This is a genomic window from Hymenobacter sp. GOD-10R (genome assembly GCF_035609205.1).
In the GTDB taxonomy this organism is placed as follows: domain Bacteria; phylum Bacteroidota; class Bacteroidia; order Cytophagales; family Hymenobacteraceae; genus Hymenobacter.
Genome location: NZ_CP141184.1, coordinates 899,757 through 913,094 on the forward strand (window position 1 = coordinate 899,757; position 13,338 = coordinate 913,094).

4 protein-coding genes are annotated in these 13,338 nt (G+C 51.9%); 2 read left to right on the top strand and 2 right to left on the bottom strand.

Annotation, left to right across the window (positions count from 1 at the left end; translation table 11 throughout):
* Positions 1 to 48: 48 nt before the first annotated feature.
* Positions 49 to 8,700 carry a T9SS type A sorting domain-containing protein gene (locus SD425_RS03660; protein WP_324675530.1) on the bottom strand — a complete coding sequence of 2,884 codons (8,652 nt, stop codon included), beginning with the start codon at positions 8,698 to 8,700 and terminating at the stop codon, positions 49 to 51.
* Positions 8,701 to 9,714: 1,014 nt separating this feature from the next.
* Positions 9,715 to 10,197 carry a DinB family protein gene (locus SD425_RS03665; protein ID WP_324675532.1) on the bottom strand — a complete coding sequence of 161 codons (483 nt, stop codon included), beginning with the start codon at positions 10,195 to 10,197 and terminating at the stop codon, positions 9,715 to 9,717.
* 322 nt (positions 10,198 to 10,519) lie between these two features.
* Between SD425_RS03665 and SD425_RS03670 the strand changes: the two genes are divergently transcribed.
* Complete coding sequence (locus SD425_RS03670; protein WP_324675534.1) at positions 10,520 to 11,656, top strand: sialidase family protein; 1,137 nt, start codon at positions 10,520 to 10,522, stop codon at positions 11,654 to 11,656.
* 323 nt (positions 11,657 to 11,979) lie between these two features.
* Entirely contained in the window at positions 11,980 to 13,338 is a 1,359-nt protein-coding gene (locus tag SD425_RS03675; RefSeq protein ID WP_324675536.1) for a site-specific integrase, read from the top strand.

A 13,338-nucleotide genomic window follows, 5' to 3' on the forward strand; every position in this document is an offset into this window, starting at 1 on the left:
CACCAATTTGGTGGGGCTCTTTTGCTTTGAACTTACCTTATTGAACTGCTATTGCTTCAATAAGCGCTTCGTAATATGCGTGTCTTTCCCGTTAATTAGGATGAGGTAGGCACCACTAGGCAAGTGTTGTACATGGAGCACGTGCACCAATCCACCATCTACTACCTGCGTTGCTATTGTACGGCCACTTAGGTCAACCAAGGACACTGTGTACGTTCCAGTTGGTAGCGTGCTCAGATCCAAATGTGCTTCCGCAGTAGTTGGGTTTGGGTATAGACTTACGTTGACCTGCGCAGGCTCCGTCACAAACGCCACCGTACGTACAGGCGAGTAAGCCACAGTACCGTCTGTATCTACTTGCTTGAGGCGGTAGTAGATTTTTTGGCCTAGGCGAGCGGCACGAGCATCGAGCAAGCTGTATTCGTGCGCGGTAGTGCTAGTACCCTGACCTTTCACCGTGCCTGCAGCCACAAACGTAATCCCATCAAGCGAGCGTTCTACTTCGAAGTGGTCATTGGCTTTCTCCGAAGCAGTCGACCAAGCAAGTACTGCGTCATTGCCTTTTGCAGTAGCTGTGAAAGCCGTCAGCTCGACGGGTAGCGGGAGGCTACCAATCGTGAACGTCACAGGCTGAGTGTTCGTACCCCCGTTGGCATCTACCGTCGTGATCGTTACTGTGTACGTACCACTCTTCAGCAGAGCCCGGTTGGAGACAGTAAGAACACCAGTAGTAGAATTGATGGTCACGCCAGCTGGCAGCGCATTGCTGCCCGAAGCTAGTGCCGCTGAGCGAACACCATTGTCGGTGATGGCCTGGGGAGAAGCCGCGTTGTAGGTGCCACCATTTGCGTCGAAGGCATTGCTGATGATGTCGCTATCCTGATAGGGATTGTTGCCTCCTTTCGGCGTGGTGTTCGTGTACACGGAGTTCACATCTTGACCAACTGGAATGAGGTAGGTAGCAGGCAGCGAAGTAGCACCAGCGGCATCCGTAGCCGTATAAGTGAAAGAAGCATTGCCTACGTACCCTGCAGCTGGGTCAAACGTCAATTTCGCAATGTCAGCTAAGGTGACGGTAGCACCCGGCGCCAACGCAGTAGTTCCGTTGTAGAGAATACCCTGGGTGTTGCTCGGGAGCGTTGCGATGGTATACGTTTTAATGTCCGTGTTACCATCTGCGTCCGTGGCGCTTAGCGAAGAAAGCAGCAGAGGACCAGCCGTGTTGCCCTCAGGCGACTGCAACGTATTTATCAAGTTAGCCGCTACCGGCGCACGATTGCTTGTTGTTGCCGTGTTCTGAGTCGCAGTATTGTTGCCAGTTGTACCATTGTCACCAGTAGCTCGTACGTTACTCACCACGGCGAAGCTCGTGCTAGGTGCCGTAAAGCTGATCGTGTTGGTTACTGTGTTAACGTCACCTGGGTTAAGAGTCGAGGGCACCAGTATGGTAATCGTAGCACCTGAAGCTACCGTGATGGGCGCGCCACCATTGAGAGAGTAGCTCGTTACGCCGGCCGGCAGGGTCACAGTTTGAGTTACGTTAGTAGCGGGCGAAGCACTATTGTTGCGCGTTACTACCGAATAATTCACCGTGTTGCCAGCTACGGTAGTTGCCGGACCTGTTATGCTGGTCGCAACGTCTACGCTCGACGTAATAGCTATCTTAACTACGGTCGTGTTATCACTCGTTGTCGGATCCGATTCGTTGCCGCGCACAGCCGCTATGGCTACCATTGGATCAATGCTAGGTGCTTTGCTTACCGTGATGGTGTTGGTGACGGCACCTGCAGCCCCTGTGTTTGGGATGCTCGTGCTGGGGAAAGTCACCAAGCCAGTGACGTTGTCGTAGCTGCCACCGCCCGTTACTACTACAGTACCTCCATTGCTGGTGAGGCCTGCTGGTAGTTGCACGGTTTGCACCACACCCGTTGCCGTACCCGTGCTAGTTGCCGCGTTGGTCGTCGTGACGGTAAAGGTCACTGGCTGACCAGCTGTTTGGGTGACAACGTTGGCCAAAAGGATCGTGGTCAGATCGTTCTGTGCCGTTGTAGCGGGTTGAACTGTGGTAGCTAGGCTAGCCGAGTTGTTGCTAACATTAGGATCAGTCGTTCCCGTTACCATTGCTGTTGCAACGGGCACAAGTACGTTGGTGCTAGCCGGAGCATTCAAGGTTATAGTTCCGGAAGTAGCGGCATCATTACCAACGCTCTGATTGGACTGAGCTGGGAAACGGACAACACCATCAGCACTGTTATAGCCCGAGGTAGTAGAGTTAGGCAGCACGTTGCCGGCTGCGTCGCGCACCACAACACCGGTTAAGCCACTTGGCAACTGCACAGTAGTCGTGACACTCGCCGCAACGGAACCGCCGTTGTTGGTAGTAGTCACCGCATACGTGAGCGGGTTACCGGCAACGATGGTGCTAGGTCCTGTGAGCCTTACCTGCACGTCGGCGCTAGCCATGATGGTTGTTGTAACCATCGCCGTGTTGTTGGTTAGGCTTGTCTCGGCCGAGTTAGTCGTGACCGATGCAATGTTCACTAAGCTTGCTCCATTGTTAGCAGGTGCCGTGTAAGCAATGCTGTTCGTAACGGAGCTGCCACCGGCCGCTGACGTAAGTGCTTGGAACGTGACAACGCCAGTGCTGGCATTGTAAGTCGCGCCATTCGGATACGTTGCTACGTCGCCGTTCACGGAGCTAGGGGCACTGCCGCCGATGGTTACGGCACTAGTGCCGCTTGTGGCAAGTCCTGCTGCGATGTTGACCGTTTGAACCACGTTGCCAGCAGGAGCTAGGCCGGTGTTGGTCGTCGTCACCGTATACGTCAGGCGTTGACCAGGCATGGCGGAAGTAGGACCGCTTAGAGCTGTCGTTACATCCGTAGCCGCCGAGTTCACCGTTGCCTGAGCCGTCGCTACGTTGTTGGCTGCTACGTTATCAAGCGTAGTAGCGCTCACATCGGCTGTGGCTGTTACAACACCCGAAGCCGGCGCAGTAAAGGTGATGGAGTAGGAATTGTTATTGGCAGCTCCTGCACTTTGCGAAGCTATTGACTTGAATGTGACAATGCCGGTGCTCGCATCATAAATTGCTCCATTGGCGTAGGTAGCCACCGTGCCCGAAACGGACGTTGGAGCTGCACCGCCGATTTTAACAACGTTGGCATCCGTGATAGCCGTAGGCAAGCCAGTGGGTATTGCTACTCGCGTCACGACGTCCGTTGCCGGATCTTTGCCAGCGTTGCCTTGCGTGACGTTGAATGTGATGGCAGAACCAGCGTTGATGCTAGCAGCTGATGATGTTACCGTCACGAATGTGTTAGCATTGGTAGTCGTTACGGGCGGAGCCGTTACACTGGTATTCACCGAAGCCGTGTTGTTGCCCGTGTTTGTATCAGCCGGCGCCGAGGCCACGCGAGCACTTACCGAGTAGTTGCTGCTTGGAGCAGTGAAGCTAACGGTGTTGTTAACCGTCTGCCCAGCGGCGAGCGACGTGATAGCCGGGAACGTCACAACGCGCGTTGTTGCGTCGTAAGTTGCGCCACCAGTCACGAAGATGTTGGCAGCCCCAACGGGTAGTGTCACCGTCTGCGTTACGTTAGGTGCAGCTGAGCTGGTGCCACTGTTCGTAGTTGATACATTGTATAGCACTTGGCTACCTGCCGTGATAGTGGCCGGACCGCTGATAGCCGTTGTGACGTCGTACACGGCCGTCGTGTTGTTGGTAGCCGTTGCCATGTTGTTGGCTGTTTGACCTGCTTCGTTCGACGTTGTGCTGATCGAAGCTGTTGCTACCACTGCGGCCGTCGTCGGTTGCGTGTAGGCGATGGTGGAGGTAACTAGCTGACCACTCGTGAGCGAAGTAATGCTAGGATACGTTACCAGGCCAGTTGTATTGTTGTAAGAGCCGGTCATGCCTGTGAAGGTGACCGTACCTAGGCCAGCGGGGAGTTGCACAGTTGCTACGACGCCGTTTGCCGTCTGGGGACCTGTTGCGCTTAAGTCGGTGAAGTTAACTGTGAACGTACCAGAACCGCCCGCGCTCACTGGGCCATTACCCGAAATAGTAGCTGCTACATCCGAAACCGCATTTACGGTCAGGTTGAGTGTTGCTTGATCGGGAGCGGCATTCACTCCCTGCCCTGATGTGGTTGCCACCGTGCTGCTCATGGGTACAGAACCCGTTGTGGTTGGAGCGGTGAAGGCAAAGCTGAACGAGTTGGTAGCGCCACCAGCTAACGTGGTTGTGGTGCCTCTGAAGTAGAGCACGCGCGTGCTTGGTTCGTAAGTCGTGCCCGGATACGCCGTTTGGATAGTGCTCAGCTGAGTGCTCGTGAACGTGGCACCTGCTGGCAGCGTCACACGCTGTGTTACACCGTCGGCCGAGTTCGGACCGTTGTTAGTGAAGGTAGCTAGGTACGTGCCCGAAGGCTGGCCAGCATCCAACGTAGCCGGACCAGTTAGCGTCGTTGTGACATCCGAGGCGCAAACGGAACCCGTTGCGCTGTTGGCAATGCTGCTGCTGATCTGAGCATTTACTACGCCCACCAAGCCAGCAGCTGCGCCGAAAGCCACGCCGCCTGTCGTTGTGCCGTTAGCACCGCTCGAAACTGAAGTGCCTTTCACGGTACCGTTGGCCAAGATGACGCCGCCACCGCCACCGCCACCAGGTCCATGAGCACCGCCAGAACCACCTGTGTTGGTTCCGCCGTCACTGCCATTGGCCGTGAGCGTAACGTTTATTAAACCAGCAGGATTTGTAGCCGTGACCAAGATAGAGCCACCAGCGCCGCCGCCGCCGCCGCCATCGTCAACTACGGTGTTATTAGGTGCTGCACCACTAGCAATGATGGAGCCAGTGCCCGTAATAGAGCCAGTACGTAGGATGACGATGCCACCACCTGCTTTACCACTGCTAGCAAAGCCATTATTGGGAGTGCCGGTGCCATTGTTTGTAGAGCCAGCACCACCGCCGCCACCTAGAACGAGGCGGTTGCTGTTGACTGCCGCGAAGTTGGCGCCAGGTTCGCCGCCAATGGCTAGGTTGCTGAAGAAGTTGTTGCCGCCACGACCACCAGCGCCACCATTGGCACCGCCGCCGCCGCCGCTGTTATCGATGTTGTTGTTGCCACCGCCACCAGCGTTGCCGGGGGCACCACGGCTGGCGCTGCCGCCGTTCGGGTAGCCATCCGTATTCGTATCCAACACGGCAGTGCCTGTGTTCACATAGCGCGGAGTGCCGGCCGTGCCTTCACCCTTTTGCGCATTGTAGTCAGAAGCTGTGGTTGTAACGTAAGAAGCGTCATTGCCCGTAACAGTCGATTGAACACGACCAGCACCACCACGGAAACCGGCACCCGTTACATCGAGGTTGAAGTTGTTCAGGCTCGTCTGGCCCGCTACGTCAATCACGAGGATACCACCCGTGGAGCCATTCCATGGGCTAGGCGTGATGGTAGCACCTAGGGTAAGGTTGCCATACTGCGGCACGCGAATCACTTGGAAGCGTCGCTGACCGGAAGTTGTCGTTGCGGCAGCATTTTGGTAGCCGAACTTCAACCCATTAACGAGTTGAATGGTACCGCCACTAGCGGCCGTCACGGTGTTAGCCGCCACTACATACTCGTACTGACCCGCAATGAAGTTTGTGTTATTTAAGTTGCCATTGGCTGCACCACCCGCTACACCGTCGCCGTACGCATCGCTGTTGCTGTTGTCGATGTCAGCCCCCTGCATCTGGATAACCAGCAGAAGGTCGCCAGCCGTGATATCGGTTTGAGCTCCAGCTGCAGCGGTCACCTGAATCGACTTTGCTCCAGCGGCTAGAGTCTGGGCAGTAATACTAGGATAATACGCATCGGGATTAATCGTCAGGCCTATGGCGTTTCCGTCTTTGCCGGGGATAGCACAAGCTGCGGCAATGCCACTGGCTCCGGTTGCCGTTACTGGGATGGTGTACGTAGCCGGTGTCGCATCTTTCTGTCCTTGGTCGTCGGTTACAGTGTACGTGAAGTTGACCGGGCCACTGTATGTTACTGCCGGAATAAAGGAAAGCTGAGTAGCCTGCGTCGGCGTCAGTACTAGTCCGGGGAAGTTGGTCGTATTCAGAATAGCGCCGTTGACGTAGAGTGTGCCTTGGTCAGAAGGTGGTAGGGCCGTAATCGTGTACGACTGCACCGTGCCATCGACTGCTGCGCTGAGGTTATTGATAGCTGTGGCGCCAATGCCGGCGGGCAAGCTAGCATTCGTGATGTCTTTGGCTGCTGGGTCCAAGCGGCACCAAGTCATTTGGTCGATACCAATACCCGCAGAAGCACCATCGTTGCCTGCTCCAACGTTCTGATACGTTATAGTTAAGCTTTTAATAGGGCTAGGAAAGTAAGCTATTACTGTTCCATCTACGCTGCTAGTAGTGTTGGCAGTACCAGTTGCCACGTTGCCGCTGGTCGCTACGATAGCTGAGTTGCTGTTGACCTTTGATAAAGAAGGCAGAACGGGAATAGTACCATCGCTACCGGTAAAGATGACCCGGTCAATAAATCCACCACCAATATCAATATCTTGTATCCGTACGGCGAAGTTTGATACTAGGCGAGAGAAGGTATATGTGACGGAAGAGCTGTTGGTACTATTCGCGGAGTAGTCAACGCTCCAAAGTAGGGATTGCACTCCGTTCAAAGTAGCTGTATTGAACGAGTTAGCGGAATTGGCGCCAGGGTTGTAACCCGTAGTGCTAACCTGTGTTACAGAAGAGCCAGTAGGAACTGCCTCGGCAGTGCGATTCTGCCAATCTTCTCCCGCGGCGCGCGTGCTATAGTTAAGAGTGGTAGTTACCGTGCAAGGCGCTACGTACTGCAAAGGAATCGTGAAGGTAGCTGCCGTGGTTGAGGTTAGGCTCGCATCATCTTTTACGGTGTAGGTAAACTGAGCGCTGGTACCCATGTTGCCTGCCGCTGGGTCGAAACGTAAGCTTGCAGCTTGCGCTGCGGTCAGCACTTGGCCGTTGCTTACAGGCTGGTAGGTAGAACCCGTAGCGTTATAGTAAAGTATTCCTTGCGAGCTAGCCGGAATAGCCGTGATTGTATAAGACTGGACTGTACCATCAACAGAGGAACTCAGGGGATCAAGGGTGACTTGACCAGCCGTGCTCGGTAGCGTAGCAGAGTTGGTCACGTCGTTTGCCACGGGTGCTAGGCGGCACCAGGTCATACCTACAATGCCAATGATCTGTTGATCGGGGTTGTTCAGAGCAGGGTTGCCATTATTGAAGGTGATGGTGAGAGTATTGATAGCACGGGGGAAGGACGCTGTTACAGTCGCATTAGTAGTGCTGTTGCCCGTAGCGGTAGCACCTACAATTGTTACACCACCAGAAGAGGTAAGCGTTGGCGTTACGGAAGAGGTGCCATTCGATCCAGCAAATACTACCTGATCTGTGTAGTCTGTAGCGAGCAAGCCCGACTGTGAATTGATGTTATTTACTTCTACACTGAAGTTAGATACCGGGCGGCTAAAGTTGAACTGGATGGAGTTGCTGCCGTTTGTAGTGGAGAAATCATTAGTCCATACCAGCACTCCTTGGTTGTTCAGTGTGCCTATCTGCAGCGAACCAGCCGTGTTATTGAACGTGTAGTTGCTGGTACCAATTTTAGTAGGACCGTTAGCACTTGGCACGCTTTCTTGCGCGCGTGCTTTCCAATCTTCCCCAGTGGTACGATCTGCAAATGCGAACGTAACGGGTGCTGTCGTGCATGGAGCAGAAGCAGGTGTTACGAGTACCTTGCGTGTGCTGGTGTTATTCTCCGTTGGGTCACTGCTCGCCGTTCCGGCCGAAATAGTAGCAATGTTGTTGTATTCGGATAGAGCAAGTGGTGCCGTGTACGTGTACGTAAACGAAGTGCTGCTACCAGAGTTTAAGGTGGTAACAGTTGGCCACGTAATCGTGTTATTGATAGCCGAATAAGTTCCACCGCCAGCGTTGGTCACCGTAGCGCCGGCTGGTACTGTAACCTGCCGCACAACGTTGGAAGCTGCTACATCTGGTCCGTTGTTGCCGAACTGCACGGTGTACGTAAGGCTTTGCCCAGGAACTGAGTTGTCGGGTGCCGTTATAAATTGAGTAAATAAATCGGCTTGCGCACACCAGCTAATGGAGTTGATGCCAATCGTTTGTAAGCGGCCTGCAGCACTAGCGGCCGCCGAGTTGTTATAGTACAACACCAACTTGGTAACGCCAGCAGGCATAGTCGCGGTTAGGTCGCCAGCGGTATTGCCTGCTGCTACGTTGCCACCTTTGCCCCGTACTCTGCCGCCGCTTACATATTCGTTGTTAGCGTTGGTCGCGAAGTTGGCACTAGTTAGTGTTGCAGGAGTAGTGCTCCCATTAATATACGGCTCAAATACCAGGTCATCAATGAAGTTAACATCCGAGTCGATGTCCTGAAACTGGAAGGTTAGGTTGTTAACTGGGCGTGTGAAGGTGAGCGTGACAGAGGAGCTATTAGCGCCAACGACGTTCTGATTATCCTGCTGCCAGACAAGCGATTGACCGCTTAGGTTACCACTCGTTCCTACCGAGAAAATGTTTGTCTGCCCGGCGGGTACCGTGCTGGTGTAGCCGTTGAACGTGAAAGAGGTGCCGTTTACTGCTCGGGTTCTTGTCCGCTCATCACCTGTGGTACCCGTATTGGTATAGTTCACCGTGCTGGTTGTCGTGCACGTCTGAGCCCAAGCAGGAGGAAGCCCTAAAGGAACTAGGGCTAATAAAAGCCCTAAAAATCGTAAAGCTGTCTTCATGAAGATGGAAGTGGGATGTTATGAGGGTTAGTTAGCGGCAGGTTTAGGCAATCGAGCAGAAGTTCTATTTTGGGAATTATGATTAGTCTTTCTGATCGGTGATTCTATTTATCAGGTAGATTTTTGTATAATTATTATGAATAGACGAGGTGTTTTATGTGTTTTTACTTCGTGTATTACTAGTTTAATTATGTAGTGGTGTTGTGTTCCATAAATGGGAATGAGTAATCTATTTATGGGAAATTATATCAATAAAATAGAGGTTATATATAGTAGCTTGCTTTGAAAATTTTACATGAATATTATTTAGTAAGCTGATATTCAATGATAAACCAGATAAAAATGAGTGTTTTTATCTGGTTTATATAAATAGAGACGAACTAAAAATGTGCCATACATCAGTTAAATATTTCAACAAATAGAAGTTTGCTTATCAGAGATACAAAAATATTATACTGCTTATATTTATATAATAGACAAGCGATTATTTTAATTCACATAAATTGTATTTTTTATTTAATATTATTTATTAGTAATATCCAATGATGCGGTTAGTAAGGAGCAAGATCCCATGTAGCAAGGCGCTTAGGAAAGAGAGGCCTAGTTGCTGAATTGGTGGTAGGCATTAGCGAGCCCGGACTAGGTGAGTCGAAGCTGCTTTGCAACTGTGCCGACAGAGTCTAGATGTGCTAAAACAGCTCCACGCAAAAAAGCAGTGCCCCAACTCTGCTTAGGGCAAAGAGTTGGGGCACTGCTTTTTTAATACTTAGAAGAAGAGCTTATAAGCTAGCTTTTGTCAAGCATCTTCTTGATTCTCGGAAGAAAAGACTTCAGTGGTAGGCTGGTAAGTTGCTCTGCGAGCAATGCAATCGGGTAATGGATTCGTGCCCGTTGAAAGCTAGGGTTGTTGCAACCAGCTTATGACCAGTTGTTTAATAGGCGACGAAGCAAAATAATCTGCCCCGTGTGATAAGCAGTATGGTCGGCGATGAGTACAGCTTCCCGGAAAATGTTCTGACCTGTACCATGCGCAAGAGGCTCGAACAGATCATGGTTTGAGTCGTGGAGCAACGCTACGAACCGGGTTTTATCTTGCTGAATATGAGCTAGGGTGGTTTCCCAACGCGCCTGATCAGCAAGATCTTTGGCGCTCGGCCAGTACTCATCAGGCCACTTCGGGGACTGATGTTCTGGGTTAATACAAAACTCCACGATGTCCCACTGCGCTATTCGCACGTGCTCGACTAATTGCCAAATGGTATAGGGGAGCCCTGTCGCCGGCTTGTTTAGAAGTTCAAGTGGAATAGAAGCGCAAGCCTCCTCGAAAGGAACGTGAGCATTTCCTCCTTCTAATAATTGAATAAGCTCTTTTACCAAAGCTTCGCGTGCATGCTTTTCCATGAAGTCGGTGTCTACTTAATTACTTAGTAGTTTCTTGATCAAGCCAAACGTAGGTTTCAACAAAACGTTTTCCGATGCTTCAGGCTCCCTTGGGGTAAGTAGGAGGGTAGAAAGCGCATAAGAACTCACCTAGGTTGAGCTTCATAAAAAAGGCTAGTTCGCCCTTCTATTAGTAGGAGAGATGTTGATTCAGGACGCAGAAGGCGCCCCAACTTTGAGTAGCTTGTCTTCATTCGTGTACCGCAACTCAAACCCACTGGTAAGTAGGACGATGACTAAGATGAGAACCTTCTTTGTGAATGGGAGACTAGCTATAGGGCTATTGCTTAGCATTTCCGATACTGCCCGTGCCCAAACCAAAATGCCAATTAGTCGCCCCACGTATTACCCACGGGTGGTGCGCCTAACGCAAGGGCAGACTCCAGGTCGGCTCTTGGCTAGCTTTGATGTGGGTAAGACGGGTGCTATCTACGAAAGCCCTGATAATGGCCGTACTTGGCAGCACCTCGCCGACGTAACAGAAAATACGCCACCCCGCAACTGTTGTAGCAGTCTTTGGGAAGTGCCGCAAGCCCTTGGGGCTACAGCAGCAGGTACTCTGTTTTGGGCTACTTCAGTAGGTACAGACCAGGGCGGACGCGGACCATGTTCCATCCGTCTCTACCATAGTACTGACGGCGGACATAGCTGGAGTTTCTTCTCAACATCCGTAAGTGGGTTCATCGGACTCTGGGAACCGGAGTTTGGCGTAGATGCTCAAGGACGTTTGGTAGTCTATTACTCTAGTGAGGAGCGAAAGGCCAGTGGCTACAACCAGATGCTAGCCCATAAAGTCTCCGCCGACGGAGGATTGACTTGGGGTGAAGAAGTGCTGGATGTAGGAATACCTGACGGCGCCAAGCGGCCGGGAATGCCCATCGTGCGCCGCCTGCCCGATAAAACGTACGTGATGACGTACGAAATCTGCGGCATGGGTTGCGACGCGTATATCCGCCGCTCCTCCGATGGCCTAGCTTGGGGCAATCCGGCCGACCCTGGTACGCGCATTGAATCAACGGCGGGTCATCACTTTGCCCATGCGCCTACAGTAGTCTGGTCTCCTATGCCTGGCTACCCACAGGGTCGTCTGTTAGCCATTGGGCAATTGTTGCTCAACAACACTGATAACGCTGTAGCAGCCAACAACGGGCAGGTGTACATGATCAACGAGCAAAATGGAGAGGGGCTTTGGCAGGAAGCACCGGCTCCTGTCCCAGTGGCTGAAGCCAAAGACAACCCTTGTCCCAACTATAGCTCTCAACTAATTCCCGCTGCCGATGGCCTAACTGTGCTAGAGATAGCGCTGAAGTTTGAAGATAACGCCTGCCACGCCTTTTACCACACGGCGCCACTACCTAGCACGGAGCTTATAAAACGGGTTAAGAGCAGTAAAAGTAATGTCAAGAAGAAGAAGCTTTAGCTCTTCGTAATCTTCTTGATAGTCAGAAGATAGAGTAAGTTTGATACGCTACCGCAATCACAAGGATAGATCGCAAAAACAAATAAGCCCCTTAACATCACTGTTAAGGGGCTTATTTATAATGAGCGAGAAACGAGGCTCGAACTCGCGACCCTCAGCTTGGGAAGCAATGGGTATGGCATAATAGGTCAATGCGGTGCTCTGTTAAAAATGCTGTTATGTGCTCTTAAACAAAGATTTATTCATTGTTGCCTATTGTCGATATAAGGTCTTTTACTAGATTTGTTTAAACCGACGTTTAAACCAGCGTCGGTTTAAACAGAATGACAAGGACAACGGAGCACAAGGAGGGGAAGGCTACAGTGAAGGTTGTGTACTACAAGCAGAAGACGCTGGCAGATGGCTCGCATCCGTTCATGGTACGCATTACCAAGAATCGGAAGCTAAAGTACTTGGCGACCGGCTTGAGCCTACATCCGAAGTATTGGAATGCTGAAAAGAAGGAAATACGCCGGAGTTATCCCGAGAAGGCAAGAGAGAAGTTACTGCTAGACTTGAAAGAATGGCAGACCAAATACGAGGAGGCCGCTAAGAGCTTAGCAGAGGCCGACGAGCAGCACGACGCGCCGGCCGTTGCAGCCAAAGCTATTGAGGGCCGCAAAGCCCAGCGACGCGTTAAGCTGCTGGCTTACATTGAGGAGTTGGCAGTGGGTTTAGTAAAGACCGGGCAAATAGGTAACGCAACCGTGTACCGCGACCTGGGTAGTCAGCTAGCTAAGTTCATAGGAGCTGAATACAACGCGCCGGATCCGCCATTAGGGAAGGGGCAAGAGGCTGATAAGGCTACTTGGGTGCAGAAATACGACATTCCGTTTGATAGAGTAACTGTAAACTTCTGCAATGAATGGGAAGCCACGCTGCGTGCCACCAGGGTAGAAGAAATTACCCTCTCATTGCGTTTCCGCACGTTACGAGCAGTGCTGAACAAAGCAATTGCAGCAGGAGTAGCTAAAGCGGACAGCTACCCATTTGCTCGTACTGTAGCCGAGAAGCACAAGTTCAGCGTTGGCAAGTTCGACGTGAGCACAGCAAAGCGTGCCATTTCTCGCGAGGAGTTACGCAAGCTGGAAGCGCAGGAGCCAGAGAGCGACCGACAAAGGCTAGCCAAAGATGTATTTCTGTTTTCGTTTTACTGTGCGGGTATCAACTTTGTCGATTTGGCGCAACTCCGATGGAAAGACATAAACGGCACGGGTGAGACGCAACGACTGAGCTATGTGCGGCAAAAAACAGGGGGCAAGTTCTCGCTACGCTTACTAGCTCCTGCTGCCGTTGTCATAGATTCTTACCGCCCGCATACGTTCGCCGGACCTGATAGCTATGTGTTTCCCGTGCTGGATTCAAAAAAGCACACTACCCCAACGCAAATTAAAAACCGGCTGCATAAGGTGCTGGGACAAGTAAACAAAGACCTCAAGCAATTGGGAGAACAGGCTGGCATTGCTACACCCTTAACTACCTACGTAGCGCGGCATTCGTTTGCTACAACGCTGAAGATGGGCGGGTATGCTACAGGGATTATCTCACAGGCAATGGGTCATAAGTCAGAGGCCGTTACGGCTGTTTACCTTGACTCTTTTGCTTCTGATTTAGTAGATAATGCTTTTGAGGGATTACTATAA